16 protein-coding genes and 1 tRNA gene are annotated in these 18,373 nt (G+C 65.8%); 10 read left to right on the top strand and 7 right to left on the bottom strand.

Annotated elements, in window-relative coordinates; all coding sequences use genetic code 11:
- Positions 1-187: 187 nt before the first annotated feature.
- From FCF25_RS11360 to FCF25_RS11330, 8 genes are all read left to right on the top strand, one after another.
- The gene (locus FCF25_RS11360) at positions 188-670 is read left to right on the top strand and encodes a hypothetical protein (protein ID WP_117592027.1); all 483 of its coding nucleotides are present in this window, start codon (positions 188-190) and stop codon (positions 668-670) included.
- Between the two features lie 92 nt (positions 671-762).
- Positions 763-2,238 carry a proline--tRNA ligase gene (gene proS, locus FCF25_RS11355; protein WP_137048800.1) on the top strand — a complete coding sequence of 492 codons (1,476 nt, stop codon included), beginning with the start codon at positions 763-765 and terminating at the stop codon, positions 2,236-2,238.
- A gap of 399 nt (positions 2,239-2,637) precedes the next feature.
- Entirely contained in the window at positions 2,638-7,173 is a 4,536-nt protein-coding gene (gltB, locus tag FCF25_RS11350) for a glutamate synthase large subunit (protein ID WP_137048799.1), read from the top strand.
- 204 nt (positions 7,174-7,377) lie between these two features.
- A complete protein-coding gene (locus FCF25_RS15665) occupies positions 7,378-8,250 on the top strand; it encodes a hypothetical protein (protein WP_168191242.1) in 873 nt (290 codons plus the stop codon).
- A gap of 65 nt (positions 8,251-8,315) precedes the next feature.
- On the top strand, positions 8,316-8,741 hold the full coding sequence (locus FCF25_RS11345; protein WP_137048798.1) for a hypothetical protein: 426 nt from the start codon (positions 8,316-8,318) through the stop codon (positions 8,739-8,741).
- A gap of 72 nt (positions 8,742-8,813) precedes the next feature.
- Positions 8,814-9,296 carry a peroxiredoxin gene (locus FCF25_RS11340; RefSeq protein ID WP_137048797.1) on the top strand — a complete coding sequence of 161 codons (483 nt, stop codon included), beginning with the start codon at positions 8,814-8,816 and terminating at the stop codon, positions 9,294-9,296.
- Positions 9,297-9,445: 149 nt separating this feature from the next.
- Positions 9,446-9,646, top strand: a complete 201-nt coding sequence (locus tag FCF25_RS11335) for a hypothetical protein (protein ID WP_137048796.1) — start codon at positions 9,446-9,448, stop codon at positions 9,644-9,646.
- A 126-nt stretch (positions 9,647-9,772) separates the two neighbouring features.
- Positions 9,773-10,780, top strand: coding sequence for an NAD-dependent epimerase/dehydratase family protein (locus FCF25_RS11330; RefSeq protein ID WP_137048795.1), 1,008 nt, complete (start codon positions 9,773-9,775; stop codon positions 10,778-10,780).
- Between the two features lie 47 nt (positions 10,781-10,827).
- On the opposite strand, the gene FCF25_RS11325 is transcribed toward FCF25_RS11330, so the two are convergent.
- Positions 10,828-11,517, bottom strand: a complete 690-nt coding sequence (locus FCF25_RS11325) for an HD domain-containing protein (RefSeq protein ID WP_117594105.1) — start codon at positions 11,515-11,517, stop codon at positions 10,828-10,830.
- A gap of 202 nt (positions 11,518-11,719) precedes the next feature.
- On the opposite strand from FCF25_RS11325, the gene FCF25_RS11320 reads away from it, so the two are divergent.
- A complete protein-coding gene (locus FCF25_RS11320; protein WP_137048794.1) occupies positions 11,720-12,457 on the top strand; it encodes an alanyl-tRNA editing protein in 738 nt (245 codons plus the stop codon).
- Here FCF25_RS11320 and FCF25_RS11315 read toward each other — a convergent pair.
- Positions 12,454-13,281, bottom strand: a complete 828-nt coding sequence (locus FCF25_RS11315) for an FkbM family methyltransferase (RefSeq protein WP_137048793.1) — start codon at positions 13,279-13,281, stop codon at positions 12,454-12,456. The genes FCF25_RS11320 and FCF25_RS11315 overlap by 4 nt on opposite strands.
- A gap of 275 nt (positions 13,282-13,556) precedes the next feature.
- Here FCF25_RS11315 and FCF25_RS11310 point away from each other — a divergent pair, with 275 nt between their 5' ends.
- The gene (locus FCF25_RS11310; protein WP_117592045.1) at positions 13,557-14,018 is read left to right on the top strand and encodes a hypothetical protein; all 462 of its coding nucleotides are present in this window, start codon (positions 13,557-13,559) and stop codon (positions 14,016-14,018) included.
- A gap of 232 nt (positions 14,019-14,250) precedes the next feature.
- Here FCF25_RS11310 and FCF25_RS11305 read toward each other — a convergent pair.
- The 5 genes from FCF25_RS11305 to sufB form a co-directional block, all read right to left on the bottom strand.
- A tRNA-Gln gene (locus FCF25_RS11305) sits at positions 14,251-14,323 on the bottom strand.
- Positions 14,324-14,632: 309 nt separating this feature from the next.
- Positions 14,633-15,067: a metal-dependent transcriptional regulator gene (locus tag FCF25_RS11295; RefSeq protein WP_117592046.1), complete on the bottom strand. Its 435-nt coding sequence runs from the start codon at positions 15,065-15,067 to the stop codon at positions 14,633-14,635.
- Positions 15,068-15,080: 13 nt separating this feature from the next.
- A complete protein-coding gene (locus FCF25_RS11290; protein ID WP_117592048.1) occupies positions 15,081-15,578 on the bottom strand; it encodes a ferritin-like domain-containing protein in 498 nt (165 codons plus the stop codon).
- Positions 15,579-15,719: 141 nt separating this feature from the next.
- Positions 15,720-16,937 carry a Fe-S cluster assembly protein SufD gene (gene sufD / locus FCF25_RS11285; RefSeq protein ID WP_137048791.1) on the bottom strand — a complete coding sequence of 406 codons (1,218 nt, stop codon included), beginning with the start codon at positions 16,935-16,937 and terminating at the stop codon, positions 15,720-15,722.
- Positions 16,938-18,368, bottom strand: a complete 1,431-nt coding sequence (gene sufB, locus FCF25_RS11280) for a Fe-S cluster assembly protein SufB (RefSeq protein WP_117592052.1) — start codon at positions 18,366-18,368, stop codon at positions 16,938-16,940.
- Between the last annotated feature and the right edge of the window lie 5 nt (positions 18,369-18,373).

The raw sequence follows: 18,373 nt of genomic DNA, 5'->3' as shown, positions 1-18,373 counted from the left end.
TTCGTCGAACGCGCGTGAAATTCGAACGCACGTCGTGACCGTCGGTTCCGGAGAGACATACTCAACGGAGTAACTCTGTATGCTACGTGCGGGAAGAGGCAGTGAAAACCCGCTTGTCCGGCAGTATTACCTTCTCGTTATAAAAGCCTTCGCAAAAGGAAAGCCACCGGCGGTTCTCGGTTCCGCTATGGAACTCACGCCCGACGCCGTCGCCGCCGAACGCGAGAGGCTGAAATCGCGCGCTCCAGACACTGTCGCGCTCATCAACGAGGTTCGGGAGGCGCTCGGCGAGCGTTTCGGCACCGACGTCGCACCCGTGACCGAGGCGCAGTACCGCGCCGAGGTGGACACCGTCTTCGCCGACGGCGACGTGGCGGTCAACGTCGCGGGCTACGCGCGGATTCTGCGGGAACTCGACGTCGAGGGCGACTATCCGGGCTTCGTCGTCGACGAGGTGCTCGGCCGAGAGTTGGCGTCGACTATCGCGGGCGGGCAACCGCTCGCGCTGCTCGCGCAGGCGACGTTCCACGTCGCGGATACGATGACCCACACCGAGGGCGTCGCCGGCGCGGACGACCTGGACGCGGCGCTGGCGGCGGGGTTTCAGACGCGGTTGCCCGGGTGGGAGTGGACCGAGACGGAGAGCCCGTTCGGGGTCGACGCGGTCTGAGGGAACCTATCGAGACACGTCCGAACGTCCGACCGAGAGACCGTCGCACGCATCCAGAAGTCATATCCCACCGTACTGCGACCGTTTCGACAATGACCGACAACCAGGACCTCGGCATCACCGAGTCCAAGGAGTACAACACCGGCGAGTGGTACGCCGAAGTCGTCCAGAAGGCCGGACTGGCCAACTACGCCCCCGAGGGGATGAGCGGCTTCATCGTCACCCGCCCCCGCGGCTACGCCCTCTGGGAGGCCGTCCAGAGCTACCTCGACGAGAAGTTCAAAGCGACCGAGGTGCAGAACGCTTACTTCCCCCTCTTCATCCCCGAGAGCTACCTCGAACGCGAGAAGGACATCGTCGAAGGGTTCGACCCCGAGGTCGCGTGGGTCACCCACGGTGGCCACGAGGAACTCGAAGAGCGCCTCGCCGTCCGCCCCACCAGCGAGAGCATCATCGCCCCCTACATGAGCCAGTGGGTCCGCAGCCACCGCGACCTCCCCCTGCGCGTCAACCAGTGGGCCTCCGTCGTCCGCTGGGAGGCGACGGACACGAAGCCGTTCTTCCGCACGAAGGAGTTCCTCTGGCAGGAGGGCCACACCGCCCACGCCAGCCACGAAGACGCCTGGGAGGAGACGCTGCTCCGTCTCGACCAGTACGAGTCGGCCTACGAGGACCTGCTGGCCATCCCCGTGCTCCGCGGGCGGAAACCCGACCACGACAAGTTCCCCGGCGCGGACACGACCACGACGGTGGAAGCGCTGATGCCCGACGGCAAGTCGGTGCAGGGCGCGACGAGTCACCACCTCGGCACGAGCTTCGCCGAGGCGTTCGACATCACCTACTCCGACGAGGACGAGGAGGACAGAAACGCTCACACGACCTCGTGGGGCTTCTCGTGGCGCTCTATCGGCGCGCTCATCATGACCCACTCCGACGACCAGGGGCTCGTGCTTCCCCCCACGGTCGCGCCCACCCAGGTCGTCGTCGTCCCCATCTGGCAGGAGGAGAACCAGGAGGACGTGCTCGACTACGCCGGACGCGTCGCCGACGACCTCGAAGAAGCGGGCATCCGCGTCGAACTCGACGACCGCGACGAGCGCAACCCCGGCTTCAAGTTCAACGAGCACGAACTCAACGGCGTCCCCGTCCGCCTCGAAATCGGCCCCAACGAGGTCGACGACGACGAAATCACGGTCGTCCACCGCCCCGACGGCGAGTCGACGGTCGAGGCCCGCGAGGGAATCGCCGAGACGGTCGAGAGTCACTTCGACGAGGTGTACGCGAAACTGTACGCCGCCGCCGAGGAGAACGTCGAAGAGAACGTCCGCGACGCCTTCGCCCGAAGCGAGATTCTCGGTACTATCGGCCAGCACGGCGGCTACGTCCGCGCGCCGTGGTGCGGCGAGGAAGCGTGTGAGACGGAGATCAAAGACCAGATCTCCGCGGAGATCGTGATGGTTCCCTTCCCCGACGACGAGGAGAAGCAGTTGGACCTCGACGAGCACGACGAGTGTGCCATCTGCGGCGAGACGTCCGAGGAGACGGCGTACTTCGCCAAGTCGTACTGAGCGTACGACTCCGTCTTCGCGCTCGTAGCGAGACTCTCCGACGAACTGCAGACGACCCGACTGTACGGCGACGAGTAGTCCACGGTCCCTCCCTCCTCGCTCGTCCGTATCGAATACGCCCGACTGTACGGGATGTGGAGGTAACTCCCGTCTCCGACTTTGACTCGAACGCCGGCGACTTTCCCGGAGTCGGAGATGTTTTCGGCCGGGACTCCGCCCTCGACCACGCAGATAAATAGTCGCCGCGAGCGCTCGGGTGGAGCCTCAGCAGCCGCGAACCGTCCCGAATCCGTCACGGTCGTTCGGCCTATAAAGTCTATCCTAATAACCTTATATGCCATAAAAACACCCTTATCCTTTCAGGGGTACGCTAATAAGTACCAGCGCCAAGGCAGTCGTATGACCAAGCCACACAGAGACACCCGCAGGGTCGGCCTCGCGGACCCGACCGACGAGCGGTCGAACTGCGGCGTCGGCGTCGTCATGGACCTCGACGGCGGCGCGTCCCACGACGTACTCGCAGACGGGCTGGAACTGCTCGTAAACCTCGAACACCGCGGCACCACCGGCGCGGAGGAGAACACGGGCGACGGCGCGGGCGTGATGATTCAACGGCCCGACGACTTCTTCGCCGACGAACTCGACTCCGACCTCCCCGAACTGTGGGCGGTCGGTTCCGTCTTCTTCCCGCAGGACGACGACCAGCGCGAACGGGTCGTCGCCGTCGTCGAGGAGGCGCTCACCGACCACGGCCTCGACGCGTTCCACTGGCGCGACGTCCCCACGGACAACTCCGACCTCGGCGCGACGGCCGTAGAGTCCGAACCGGACGTCCGGCAGCTGTTCGTCCGCCCGTCCGACGAATCGGCCGAGGCCGAGGCGTTCGACCGCGCGCTGTACGTCGGCCGCCGCGCCGCCGAGAACGCCGTCGACGACTCGGGCATCGAGGGGAGCGGTCGGTTCTACGTCTGCTCGCTCTCGCGGCGGACGCTCGTCTACAAGGGACTGCTGAAAGCCGAGCAGCTGCCGACGTACTATCCGGACCTCCGCGACGAGCGGATGAAGTCGGCGCTGGCGATGGTTCACGCCCGATTCTCGACGAACACGCTCGGCGCGTGGCACCTCGCGCACCCGTACCGCAACGTCGTCCACAACGGCGAGATAAACACCATCCGCGGCAACGTCAACTGGATGCGCGCCCGCGAGACGGAGCTCGAACACCCCGAGTTCGGCAGCGATATCGAGACGATAAAGCCGGTGACGAACGCCGACCAGAGCGACACCGCCAGCGTCGACAACGTCGTCGAGCTGCTGCTGCAGGGCGGCCGCGACCTGCCGCACGTCCTCCGGATGCTGATTCCGGAGGCGTACCGCAACGACCCCGCGATGGACGAAGCGCGCCGGAACTGGTACGACTTCCACGCGAGCCTCGTCGAACCGTGGGACGGCCCGGCGCTCGTCGCCGCCACCGACGGCGAGCGAGTCGCGGCGGTGCTCGACCGCAACGGCCTGCGCCCGTGTCGCTACGACGTGACGACCGACAACCGCCTCGTGATGGCGAGCGAGGTCGGCGCGCTCGACCACGACCCGGCCGAAATCGAGGAGCGGGGGCGTCTCCAACCCGGTCAGCTGTTCGTAGCCGACCCCGCGGAGGGCCGCGTCGTCCCTGACGAGGAGGTGTTCGACTCGCTCGTCGACGAGACGTACGGCGAGTGGGTCCGCGACGAGCAGCGTCACCTCTCGGCGTACGCCGACCCCGAGGCGTTCGGCACGCGCGGTACCGTCGAGTCGTTGCGCGCCCAACAGGTGGCGTTCGGCTACACGCAGGACCAACTGAACCACCTCATCGAACCGATGGCCAGACAGGGGAAAGACCCCGTCGGCTCGATGGGCGACGACACGCCGCTGTCGGTGCTCTCGGAGTTCAACCGGCCGCTGTTCACCTACTTCAAACAGCTGTTCGCGCAGGTGTCGAACCCGCCCATCGACTACATCCGCGAGAAGCTGGTGACGAGCCTCGAATCCCGCCTCGGCAACCAGCGGAACATGCTCGTGGAGTCCCCCGAACACGCCCGCCAACTCGTGCTCGACTCGCCCGTCGTCACCGACGAAGAGACGGCGGGAATCAAGAACCTCGACGGGAGCGACGGCCTGCGCAGCGAGACGCTCGACGCGACGTACGACCCCGACGACGAGGAACTGGAGGCGGCCGTCGAGCGCCTCCGCGAGGACGCCCGCGAGGCCATCGAGGGCGGCGCGGACATCGTCGTGCTCTCGGACCGCGCGGCCGGCCCCGACAGGGTACCGATTCCGAGTCTACTGGCGACCGGCGCGGTTCACCACAGCCTCGTCCGCAACGGCCTGCGGAACCGCGCCGGCCTGGTCGTCGAGTCCGGTGACCCCCGCGAAGTCCACCACCTCGCGACGCTCGTCGGCTACGGCGCGGGCGCGGTGAACCCCTACCTCGCCTACCAGACCATCGAGGACATCGTCGCCGGCCCCGACGGGGCGGACCCCGAGGAGGCCATCGCGGCGTACGTGAAGGCGCTCGAGGACGGCCTGCTGAAGACGATGGCGAAGATGGGTATCTCGACGGTCGAGAGCTACCGCGGCGCGCAGATATTCGAGGCCGTCGGTCTCTCCTCGTCGTTCGTCCGCGAGTACTTCGAGGGCACCGAGATCCGCACCGAGGGCATCGGCATACCCCAGATAGAGGCGGACCTGCTCGCGCGCCACGCCGTCGCCTACGGCGAGGACCCGAAGCTCGAAGTACAGGGCGAGTACGAGAACCGCTCGTCGGGTCTCCACCACCAGTGGAACCCGAAGACGGTCGGCGCGCTCCAGCGCGCGGTCCGCTCCGGTAGCTACGAGACGTACCAGGAGTTCGCCGAACTCGTCAACGACCAGAGCGAGGAACTGCAGACTCTCCGGGGGCTGCTGGAGTTCGACTCCGACCGCGACCCCGTCCCAATCGAGGAGGTCGAACCCGTCGAGGAGATCGTCGAGCGGTTCTCGACGGCGGCGATGAGCCTCGGGTCGCTCTCTCCGGAGGCCCACGAGAACAACTCCATCGCGATGAACCGCATCGGCGGGAAGTCGAACTCGGGTGAAGGCGGCGAACCCCCCGAGCGCTTCGGCACCGAGAAGGAGTGCAACGTCAAGCAGGTGGCCTCCGGTCGCTTCGGCGTCACGAGCCACTACCTCTCGTCGGCCGACGAGTTACAGATAAAGATGGCCCAAGGGAGCAAACCCGGCGAGGGCGGCCACCTCCCCGGCAAGAAGGTCAACGAGATGATTGCGCACGTCCGCTACTCGACGCCGGGCGTCGGCCTCATCTCGCCGCCGCCGCTGCACGACATCTACTCCATCGAGGACCTCAAGCAGCTCATCCACGACCTGAAGGTCGCAAACGAGGACGCCGACATCAACGTGAAACTCGTCTCCGAGGCGGGTATCGGCACCATCGCGGCGGGCGTGGCGAAGGCCAACGCCGACGTCGTCCACATCTCCGGCGACTCCGGCGGCACCGGCGCGTCGCCGAAGACGAGCATCAAGAACGCGGGGTTGCCGTGGGAGCTCGGCCTCGCGGAAGCGAACCAGATGCTCTGCGCGACGGGCCTGCGCGACCGCATCCGCGTCTCCACCGACGGCGGGATGAAGACGGGCCGCGACGTCGCCATCGCGGCGCTGCTCGGCGCGGAGGAGTACATCTTCGGGACGGCGTCGCTCGTCACCGCGGGCTGCGTGATGGCGAGGCAGTGCCACGAGAACACCTGCCCGGTCGGCGTCGCCACGCAGAACGAGGACCTGCGGAACCGCTTCCCCGGCCAACCCGACCACGTCATCAACTACATGACGTTCATCGCGCAGGAACTGCGCGAGATCATGGCCGAGCTCGGCTTCGAGACGGTCGACGAGATGATCGGGCGTCCGGGATATCTCCAGCAGGTCGACACCGACCACGAGAAGGCCAAGCACCTGGACCTCTCGGCGGTACTCGCGGAGCCGGCGGGCGACCAGCGCCGGAAGACGCAGGAGCAGTCGCACTCGGACCTCGACACGCAACTGGACCGCCAGCTCGTCGAGGAGGCCGCCGCGGCGCTCGAAGACGGCGACCCCGTCCACCTCAGTCACGAGCTCTCGAACGTCGACCGCGCGGTCGGCGCGATGCTCTCGAACCGTATCTCGGACGCCTACGGCGGGGACGGACTCCCCGACGACACCATCACCTGCGAGTTCGACGGCGTCGCCGGCCAGAGCTTCGGCGCGTTCCTCGCCTCGGGCGTGACGATGCGTCTCACCGGCGCGGCGAACGACTACGTCGGCAAGGGGCTCTCCGGCGGCAAGGTCGTCGTCGAGACGCCCGCCGAGGCGAGCTACGAACCCGACGAGAACGTCCTCGTCGGCAACGTCGCGCTGTACGGGGCGACGCAGGGCGAACTGTACGTCAACGGCGTCGCGGGCGAGCGCTTCGCCGTCCGCAACTCGGGCGTGAAAGCCGTCGTCGAGGGCGTCGGCGACCACGGCTGCGAGTACATGACCGGCGGCGTCGTCGCCGTACTCGGCGGGACGGGCCGGAACTTCGCCGCGGGGATGTCCGGGGGCGTCGCCTACGTCTACGACCCCGACGAGGAGTTGGCGGCGAAGGCGAACACCGAGATGGTGTCGCTCTCGCGGGAACTCGACGACAGCGACGAGACGATGCTGCGCCGCCTCGTGGAGAACCACGCCGACTACGCCGACAGCGAGCGCGCCCGGTCGCTGCTGGCGGAGTGGCCCGCCGAAGTCCAGAACTTCACGAAGGTGATGCCGGACGCGTACGCGAAAGTCATCTCCGAGGAGGGCCGCGCCGACGTCCGCGAGGAACTCCCGGCGCCCGCCGGTTCGGTCGAAGACGCTCGCCTCGGCCGCGAAGTCGCACAGAGCGACGACTGAGTCGAGAGCCGAGTCGCCCGCTCTCCGTCTCCAGACCCCTCGTTCGGCCCATCCGAACGGTCCCGTGAGTGACCGGACGCCGCCTGATTCCGTCCGTTAGACATCTTCACTGACTCTCTCGCGCTGAGTAGCGACAGTGCTACGAGAAGTTATCGTATCTCTGAATTGAATTTATACTATGTCGTACTGTCGGAAATCGTAGCGATGGAGAGAAACGACAACTCTGACGAGTCGATCGGACGCACAGTCGGACGCCGCGACGCGCTCAAGACGCTCGGAGTCGCTTCGGGGCTCTCGCTTGGTGCCGTCCCGGCGTTCGGCAGTTCGACGGCGGCGGCGCAGCAGCAGCGACAGCAGGTCGTCGTCGAGGAGTTCGAGTACGGCAACCAGCGACTGACCGAGCGGTATCAGTTCGCTAACGGGCGGCCCGGAATCTCGACGGTGCAGAACGTCTCTCGCTCCGGCGAACGGTCGTTGCGAATCGCCGGCGTCGACGGCCTCCTGTTCGCGTCGTCGCTGCCGCGGAGTCCGACGCCCGGGGACACGTTCTCGTACTGGGTGCGCGCGACCGGCGGCGCGGACACGGTCAACTTCGGATACGCGGTCACCGACCCGAACAACATGTACTACGTGAAACTGCAGTTCCCCTCCAGCAACGTGTTCCTCTACCGGGAGGTCGGCGGGGCCAAGGAACTCATCGGCGCCTCGAACTCGGGGTTCTCGCTCCGACAGAACCGCTGGTATCGCGTCGTCGTCCGGTGGGGGCAGGCGGGGTCGCACACGGTGGGGCTGTTCGGCGCGAACGGTGAGCGGCTCACGCAGTTTTCCGGAACCGATTCGCAGTATCGGGGCGGCGGTATCGGCTTCTTCGCGTACCTCGCATCGGGCGGAGCCGCCTTCTACGACGGCGTGACGAAGCTCTCGCCGACGGGAGGCGGACGGAACGGCTCAGGCGGACAGAGCGGTTCGGGCGGACAGAACGGCTCGGGCGGACAAAGTGGTTCGGGCGGGCAGAGCGGTTCGAGCAGACGGAACGGTTCGGATGAGTCGAACAACTCAACGGCGGAGGGTCGATAGCGGTTCGCCGACGCACCGACCGACCGCGGGAAACGACTGTTAAGCCGGCGGCCGTAAGGTACCGTATGACGTCGAGACCCAGTGACGACTTCGCCGACAGCATCGTCTACCTCGTGCGGACTGCGCTCGGCGATGCACTCCGCAGTGTCATCTACTTCACGCCCGACGAGTTCGAGGTGCTGTACCTCCGCTCGGGGCTCTACGCGGACGACCCTTCGCGCGTCCGCTCGGTGAAGGAACCGCTCGTCGAGAACGAACGCCTCGGCTTCTCCTCGCGGGAGACGTATCAGGACCTGTTCGGCGACGAGACGACCGAACCCGACATCGGCGAGTACGAGTACACTATCCGCGTCTTCTCGAAGGGGTTCGTCTGTCGCGTACTCGTCGACGACCACGGCGTTATCGTCACGACCGACGAGTTAGACATCGCCGAGTTCGAGGCGCAGGCGGTGAGCCTTCGGTCGCTGCTCGCAACAGAGAACCGGACCTAAAGCTACCGGGGGCGTGTAGCCGCCACACCTAACCGAGCCGTGGTTTTCACGGTGGCGTCCATCTCGCGAGATATGCCAGACGTAGGCGACGACGCACCCGACTTCGAGTTGCAGAGCACCGCCGGCGAATCGGTTTCGCTCTCGGAGACGCTCGACTCCGGTCCGACTGTCGTGCTCGTGAATCGCGGCCACTGGTGCAGTTTCTGCGCCGAACAGCTCCAGACGTTCAGCGAGGTCTCGTACGACCTCTGGTTCAACGAGGGCGTCGACGTGCTCCCGGTAGTCACCGACTCCGTCGGGCCGGTCACCGAGATGCGCGACCGCTACGACCTCGACGTGCAACTGCTCGCGGACCCCGACGGCGAGGCAGCCGAGAAGTACAGCGGCACCGAGCAGACCAGCCACGGGCTGACCGGCATCGCCGCAACGTACGTCGTCGACGAGGACGGCGTCGTCCGGTACGAGCAGGTCGCAGACCACCCCGCCGACCGAACGTACGGCAACTGGGTCCGCTACTTCATCCGCAACGACTACGAGGACCCGTTCGAGGGTTAGACCGGAGCGCCGGCGCTCACGGACGGTGAGCGTCGAAGATTCGAATCGGCGTCTGCGACGTAGTCCAGTGAGCTCTCCCGCTTCTCTTACTGCACGCGCCCGTTCCGCTCGACGCACGCCTTTCGCGCTCCGCCGCGAGAGCAGAACATATGAAAACCGCTCTCCGTCTCGGCGGGACGCGCTTCGCCGGCCGCAACACCGTCGAGGAACTGCTCGGCCGCCACCACGACGCGACGACGTTCACTCGCGGCGCTCGCGGCGACCCCTTCGCGAACCGCGCGGGCGTCTCGCACGTCCCCGGCGACCGAACACGTCGAAAGGGGGCGCGGCGGGGCGGAGAACGGCCCTGAGAGGGTAGACGAGGGGAGGGTGTTGGAGGCTGCGGCGGCCGCGGAGTGAACGGACAACGCGTAATCACGGCCAATCGGACCGGCACTCGTACACTTTTCACCCCGCACCACCGACCGGGAACCGACATGAGCGACACGAGCGACTCGGATTCAGCACTCGTCGTCGGCGGGACGCGCTTCATCGGCCGGCACGTCGTCGACGACCTCCTGGAGAACGGTTACGAGGTCACCATCTTCAACCGCGGCAACCACGAGAACCCCTTCGCCGACGACGACCGGGTCGGTCGCGTCGAGGGCGACCGAACCAACCGAGCGGACCTCGAACGCGCCCGCGACGAGGCGGAGCCGAACATCGTCGTCGACTGCGTCGCGTACAAACCCGAGGACGTGGAAGCGGCGGTCGACGTGTTCGCCGACGTCGACGGCTACGTCTACATCTCCAGCGGGAGCGCCTACGGCAGCGAGGAGATTCCCAAACGCGAGGGCGTCACCGAACTCTGCAACTGCACGCCCGAGCAAGCCGAGGACGACTCCGCCGAGAGCTACGGCCCCCGGAAAGCCGAGGGTGACCGCGTAATCTTCGAGGCCGCGGAGCGCGGCGTCAACGCCACCTCGGTCCGTCCGTGCATCGTCTACGGACCGCACGACTACACAGAGCGACTCGACTACTGGCTGGACCGCGTCGACAACTACGACCGCGTCGTCGTACCGGGCGACGGCACGAACATCTGGCACCGCGCGTACGTCGAGGACGTGGCGAGCGCGCTCCGCATCGTCGCCGAGTCGGGCGAACCCGGCGAAGCGTACAACGTCGGCGACCGGCGACTCGTCACGCTCGAAGAGATGGTGGAGGTCGTCGCCGACGCCGCGGACACCGAGATAGAGGTCGTCCACGCGGGCGAGCGCGAACTCGCCGCCGCGGACCTCGAACCGACCGATTTCGTCCTCTACCGACCGTACCCGCACGTCCTCGACACGAACAAGCTCGCCTCACTGGGTTGGGAGTCGACGCCGGTCGACGAGGCGATGCGTCGAACCGTGAAGGAACACCGCGAGAGCGACCGCGACGGCTCCGAACACGACCCCGGCCGCGACGCCGAAGAGCGGGTGCTGGGCGTGTTGGACACGATATAAAACGAATCGTCAGTCGCCGGTCGTCGATTCGCCGACTCAGAGCCGACTCAGAACCCGAACCGCTCGTGGTTCATCTCGGGCACTTCCTCCTCGAGCCACTCGCGGAACCACTTGACGCGCTTCAGGCGGCGGTGGGCGACGCTCTCTGCGGTGTCGCTCTCGATGCGACGGGAGGCGTCGACGCCGCGCTGGAGGACGCGCTCGACCATCTCGGCGGCGTCCATGTGCGTTCGGGCCTCGTAGCCCATCCGGAGCAGCATGAGCGCCGTGCCGTTCGCGCCGACTTTGTCGAGGATGTCGGCCTCCATCAGACACTGCGTCTCCAGCGACACGTCCGAGAGCGGTCCCTGATACGAGTGGTCCTCGATGGCCTGGCAGACCTCGTCGATGAACGACTGCGGGAACTCGCCGTGCGAGGAGAGGTACTCGCGGGCGACGCGCGCGCCTTCTTCGGCGTGGACGTCCTGGTCGGCGTCGAGTTTCGCGATGTCGTGAAACAGCGACGCGACGGCGACGACGTCGACGTCGGCGTTCTCGCGCTCGGCGATGTGGGTCGCGAGCGCGACGACGTTGATGATGTGGTTGAAGCGGTAGTCGGCGCTGTGCCACGGGTACCACCGCATCCGTCCGCCGTCGTCCTCGTTCTCGACGCTGGCGGCGAGGTAGTCGTAGACGAACTGCTTCATCTCCTCGAACTGTTCCTCTGTAACCTCCGTCTCTTTTATCTCGACCCCCACGGAGTCCACCTCCGATGGGAAGGGCTTTCGGTCATTGTTGCTCGAAGAGAGGGTCGTTTCGCTCTTAGGCGTTACGACAGGGCCGACGACTCGGAAAATCCGGACTCGGTGAACCCCTTCCTCGCTGCGCCTCTCGCGGTTTCGGGCGCACGAATCCGCCGCAACGCGAACCAGTAAGTGGGTTCGATGGCTCCCAACGTTTATGACCGAGTTGCTGTATCTCGACGACACCGACGCCCGCGAGTTCGAGGCGACAGTCGAACGCGTCCTCGACGACCGAGTCGTCCTCGACCGCACCGCGTTCTACCCGACCGGCGGCGGTCAACCGAACGACACCGGGACGCTCACCCTCGCCGGCGACGAACCGGGCGAGGGGGCGCGGACGTGGACCGTCACCGACGTCTCGAAGAAAGACACGGTGTACCACACGCTGTCGGAGGAGCCACCCGAGGTAGGGGCGACGGTCACCGGCCGACTGGACTGGGAGCGCCGGTACTCGCACATGAAGTATCACACGGCCCAACACCTCCTCTCTGCGCTCCTGCTCTCGGAGTACGACGCCGAAACGACCGGCAATCAACTGTACGCCGACCGCGCGTACCTCGACTGCGCCTACGAGCGTTTCGACGAGGCGGACCTCGCCGACATCGAGGCGCGGATGAACGATCTCGTCGACGACGCGATGGCCGTCCGCTGGTACGTCATGGACCGCGAGGAGGCCGAAGCGACGCTCGACCCCGAGCGGACCCGCCTCCACCTCCTGCCGGACTCCATCACCGAGATTCGGCTGGTCGAAATCGGCCCCGAGGACGACCCGTACGACCGGACCGCCTGCGCGGGCACCCACGTCGAGAACACCGACGAGCTCGGCACCGTCGAAGTCACGGGCCGGGAGACGAAAGGCGGCGAGAAAGAGCGCGTGAAGTTCCGGCTGGTTTAGTCGGTCGTCTCCGCTGCTTCGCCCGCGGTCGGAACGCAGAGCCACGCCCCGGGCCGCGCTCGAATCCGGTAGCCGAGCGACCGCAGCAGCGACGCGACTTCGTCGGTTCGGTCCTCGCCGCCTTCCCTGTGCGGTTCGAAGTAGACGGTCGGCCGCACCGAGCGAAGCGTCTCGCGCGCGCCCCGGAGCACCTCCAACCCGTACCCCTCGACGTCGATTTTGAGGTGGTCCGGCGGCGGGAGTTCACCGTCTTCGTCTCCGTCTTTATCGCCCACTCCGACCCCTTCGACGATGTCGTCCAGGGCGACGACGTGAACGTCGACCTCGTCGCGGACGCTCGCCTCCCACGCCCCGGCGTTTCGGGCGTCGAACGACCCGAGTTCGTCGTACGTGGAGCGGTGGAACCGGCGGATTTCGGTCCGGTCGCCCACACCCTCCTCGCGGACGGTGATGCGGTCTCCGAACCCGTTGCGGGCGACATTCGCCCGGAGTTGCGCGGCGACGTCCGGATTCGGTTCGAAAGCGACGACGCGGGCGGTGGGTTCGTTGGCGGCGACGGCCAGCGAGTAGACACCGGTGTTCGCGCCCACGTCGTAGACGACGTCGCCGGGTTCGCAGGCGCGGAGGAGTCGGCGTAGCAACGCGTCGTCGCCGTGTTTGTTGACGAGTTCGTAACTCCGAAAGCTCGCGGACCCGACGCGTTTCTTCGGTGCGTACCATCCGTGCCGGTGGTTGCGACGGACGGCTGCGTAGTACGCCGAGAAGACGACGTATCGGAGGCTGTACTGCGCCCGTCGAAGCCCACCGTCGATGCGCCCGCTCATAGCACGGAGTTCGGACGGCGGCGACAGAAGGGTTCGGGTTCGACGTGTGACCCCTCTCGGGTCCGGTCCTAGCCCCGACGGTCGGTGTCTCGCTATCGAGCGGCCGTCTGAGCGTCGGGCTGACTCCTCGTCGACGGTTGCTTACAAGAACAAGGCTAGCGCTTTCGGAACTGCTTGTCGTCAGTTTGCGTGGGTCGTCTGAACGACCGTCGGCGCGCGAGGTTCACCGTGCCGACGTGCGTTCGCCACGCTGCTCGACGGCCCGTGGTGAATCTATGACCGACGAGAGTGACAACACTACGGACGAACGCGAATCGACTCGACGAACCGTGCTGAAAACCGGCGCGCTGTCCGCTGGAGGTCTCGCGCTCGGCCTGTCGGCGACTGGCGGCGCGGCCGCCCAGACGGACGGGAACCAACCCCGGTACAAGGCGCTGTTCCAGTCGAACAACTTCAACCCCGGTGCGAGACTTCGCATCGTCTCCGGGGTGGTGAACTACACGCCGCAGCAGACCGGCTTCACCGCGTGGAGCGACTACAACACGCGTGTCGCCACGTACCTCAACACCAACGAGCGATTCCTCGTCTATCCCGCCGACGACGCGAACATCCAGCAAGGACAGGTGTACCGCGTCCGCCCGAACTACTCGTTCCTTCCCGAGGACGACCAGGGGTTCGTCGACTCGCAGTTGATTCCGGTGCAGGGCGACGACGGTGGCGGAAACGAGAGCAACTAGCCGGTGTGGCACAGCGTCGACAACGCCTGCCTCGCCGTCTTTTCGGCGGGTTCGCCCCGCGGACGCTCACTGCGCCCGCTCCCCGTTTCGAATCCGCCCTCGGTGCGAATCTAGGTACGTCTACAACTCGCCGCAGAAGGGCGGATTCGAACCGCGAAGACTCGAATCCTCTCGTCTTCTGGGCTGCGAATTCGCGTGGACTATCCGCTCGTCACGTCCGTTCCTCGCAGGATAGTCCCGGGCGGATTCGAACCGCCGTCAATGGCTCCAAAGGCCATTATGATTGGCCACTACACCACGGGACTCGACCGAGTCGGTCGGTTCCGACTACGTGAAATCGGTCGTCCTCCGGCTATTAGTGATTTCCGCTCTGAGTCGGTAGGCCGTCACTCGGGCCGTCTCTCTACCGCGTAACTGCCACAGTTGGGGCAGACGTGATACTGTACGTCGTAACCCGTCTCGCACGACAGGCAGACGTACGGAAGCTCCTCCTCGGAGGTGAGCCCTGCCAACCGCTTGAGTCTGCTCAGCGCGCTATCGGTCCCGCTCATGAATCGGGCCTCTCACTGAACGCGCTTAGTTGTATGTTCGTTCACGTCCGGAGACAGGACGGTTCAGTCTGCGAGATTCTCCGACTCAACCTCGAGATACCGACAGGCGTCGGTCTCGGGGTCGAAGCAGTCGGGACACTCGCTGTTGCGGTCGATGATGGTGTCGAGTCGCTCGGCGACGGTGTCGTCGATGACGCTCTCCAACTCGCGGGCCTCCCCTCGGAAGTCCTCGACTTCGAGAACGTTCGTGAGAAACCGCTCGATGATGCAGTACGTCTGAAGCGCGTCGCGGGCGCGGACGATTCCCTCGTCGGAGAGCCGGACGCCTTTGTACTTCTCGTGCTCGGCGAGGCCGCGGTCTTCGAGTTTGCCGATCATCTCGTTGGCGCTGGCGGGACTGACGTCGAGCATCTTCGCGAGTGCGCCAGTCGCCGCCGGGCCGTCCTCCATCTCCTGGATGAGGTAGATCGCTTTCAGATACTGGTCTGCCGTGTTCATCGGTTGGTTCCCATCATTCTCGTGTCTCCATGATTTTCGTCACCTCTTCGACGCCCTCGGCTTCTTCGGCGCGGATGTCGCGGAGGACCGAGAGCAGACGCTCTCGTTCGATAGAGAACGACGCGTCGCTGGCTTCGATTCCCTCGATGAGGTCGTCGTAGAACTTGTAGGCGGTCTCTTCGTTACAGAGCTGATCGTAGAGGACGCCGTCGAAGTCGTCGGGTTTCGTCTTCCCGTAGCGCGCTTCGACGAGCGTCTCGATGTCCTCGAACGGGATGCTCTCGGCGTCGAGCTCGTCGATGATCGCTTCCAGTCGCTGGCGGTGGTCGGCGGACTCCTCGGCGGCGTGCTCCAGCAACTGCTCTATCTCCGCGTCGAGTTCGCGCTCGTCGGCGGACAGGGACTGGTAGTGGTGGTACGCGCGCGCTTCGACCACCTCTTCGAGCACGATTCCGATCTGTAGCAGGCGTGCGAGTTGGTGGTCCGAGCCTACGCGGTGGCCGACGCTCACGGGGTCGGCCCTCCGCTCGCGTTCGATACCCTGTCGGTCATACCCGTTGGTCGGGGGGTAACGAACTTAAGCGGTTCCCCTCGCGTCTCTCCGGAACCCGCCGAAAAATCGAACGTAGGGCGACGCGGGCCGCGACTCGCCTCAGTCGAGGCGCTGAACGATGAGGTCGTCGAGGTCGTCGCGGAACTCGTCGACTTCGATCTCTTCGAGGACAGGAACGAAGAAGCCCTCCACGAGCATGTTTCGCGCCGTCTCCGGGTCGATGGAGCGCGACGTCATGTAGAACAGCTCCTCTCGGTCCACCTGTCCGACCGTCGCCGAGTGGCTGGCTTCGGTGTCGTGGTTGTGGATGATGAGCTTCGGCGAGGCGTCGGCCTCGGACTCGTCGGAGAGCATCAGCGTGTTCTCGCGCTGGTAGGAACTCGTGTCCCACGCGTCCTCGCCGACGTCCTGGACGCCCTCGTACACCGAGCGCGCCTCGTCGTCGAGCACGCCGCGGGTGACGAGGTCGGCGGTCGTGTGCTCGGCCTCGTGCCAGACGCGGGCGTTCACGTCGAAGTGCTGGTCGTTGTGACCGAAGAACGCGCCGACGATCTTCGTCTCCGAGGAGTCGCCGACGAGGTTCGTCTCCACGTCCGAGCGAGTCAGTCGGGAGCCGAGGTTACCCTCGATCCAGTTGATAGTCGCGTACGTGCCGGCGTGACCGCGCTTCAGCGTGAAGTGGTACGTCTCCTCGTCGAGGTTCTGCAGCGAGCCGTACTGGACGTAGCTGTTCTCGCCGGCGGCGACTTCGACGAGGTTGCTGAAGTAGCGCTCGCCCTCGATCTCCTCGCTTCCGGTCCCCGTCTCGGTGCCCTCCAGAATCGTCGTCGACGCCGACTCCTCGGTGACGACGAGCGTCTGGCTGAACAGCGAGCGGGAGTTCATCTCCGCGCGGATCTTCACGTCGCCCGCGTCGACGTCCTCGGGGACGTAGACGAACGTGCCTGTGGTGAACAGCGCCGCGGAGAGCGCCGTGAGGTAGTTCGTCTCGGGGTCGAGCACCGTGCCGAAGTGCTCGCGGACGAGTTCCTCGTGCTCGTCGAGCGCCTCCGTGAACGAAAGCACGACCGCGTCGCCCTCGGCGGTGCGCTCGGTCTCGTCGGACTGGTTCAGCGGGTCGACGAGAGTCTCGAAGTCGAGCGCTTCGAGGTTCGTCCAGCGGCGGCCGGGCGTCTGGATGACGTCCGGCAGCGGGAGTTCGTCGAGCGCCTCGAACGCGTCGAGGCGTCGCTGGAGCAGCCACTCCGGTTCGTCTCGCTCCTCGGAGATCTCGCGGATGGTGTCCTCCGAGAGGCTGGATGGCAGTTGCACGCTCATCTATCCGAGGCTCCCCTCCATCTCGAGTTCGACGAGGCGGTTGAGTTCGACCGCGTACTCGATGGGCAGTTCCTCCGTGATGGGTTCGATGAACCCGGAGACGATCATCTGCTTGGCGTCGTCGTCGTCGAGACCGCGCGACTGGAGGTAGAAGATGTCCTCGTCGCCGATCTTGCCGACGGTCGCCTCGTGGGCGACGTCGACGCGCGACTCGTTGATCTCCATGTACGGCATCGTGTCCGAGGTGGACTCGTTGTCGAACATCAGCGCGTCGCACTCGACGGCCGTCGAGGAGTCGTACGCGCCGTCGGCGATGTGGACGAGGCCGCGGTAGTTGGTGCGGCCGCCGTCCTTACTGATACTTTTGGACTCGATGGTCGACTTCGTCTCGGGGGCGTTGTGGTACACCTTCGCGCCGGTGTCGATGTTCTGCCCCTCGCCCGCGAACGCGATGGTGATGTGGTTGTCCGAGGCGCCGCGGCCCTTCAGGATGGAGGCCGGGTAGAGCATCGTCGCTTTCGAGCCCATCGAGCCCGAAATCCACTCCATGCGGCCGCCCTTCTCGACGATGGCGCGCTTGGTGTTGAGGTTGTACGTGTTCTTCGACCAGTTCTGCACCGTCGAGTACTGGACGTGGGCGTCCTCGCCGACGAACACCTCGACGCCGCCGGAGTGCAGGTTGAACGCCGAGTACTTCGGCGCGCTGCAGCCCTCGATGTAGTGGACTTCCGAGCCCTCCTCGGCGACGATGAGCGTGTGCTCGAACTGGCCCATCCCCTCGGAGTTCATGCGGAAGTACGCCTGCACCGGCATGTCGACCGTCGTGTCCTCGGGGACGTAGACGAACGACCCGCCGGACCAGATGGCGCCGTGGAGCGCGGCGAACTTGTTGTCGCTCGGGGGGACGCACTTCGTCATGAAGTACTCCTTGACGATGTCTTCGTGCTCCTGGACCGCCTGGTCCATGTTCATGAAGACGACGCCCTTCTCCTCCCAGCGCTCCTGCATGTTCTGGTAGACGACCTCGGACTCGTACTGCGCGCCGACGCCCGAGAGCGCGTTCTTCTCGGCTTCCGGGATGCCGAGTTTGTCGAACGTGTCCTTGATCTCCTCGGGGAGGTCCGTCCAGTCGTCGACGCTGCCGCGCGTCTCGACGTCCGGTCGGATGTACGGGATAATCTCGTTCACGTCGACTTCCGAGAGGTCCGGCTGGCCGGGCCAGTCGGTCGGCATCGGCATCTTCTGGAACTGCTTCAGCGCGCGGAGGCGTCGCTGGAGCATCCACTCGGGTTCGTCTTTGTCCTCGGAGATGACCCGGATGGTCTCCTCCGTGAGGCCCTTGTCGGCTTGGAAGGAGGATTTCTGCTCCTTCTTGAACTCGAAGCGGGCCTCGGTGTCTGTCTCTTTTAGGTGGTCTTGTTCTGAACTCATGGTTA

The organism is Haloprofundus sp. MHR1 (assembly GCF_005155585.1).
Taxonomy (GTDB): domain Archaea; phylum Halobacteriota; class Halobacteria; order Halobacteriales; family Haloferacaceae; genus Haloprofundus; species Haloprofundus halophilus.
This window is presented reverse-complemented; position numbering and strand designations above follow the sequence as displayed.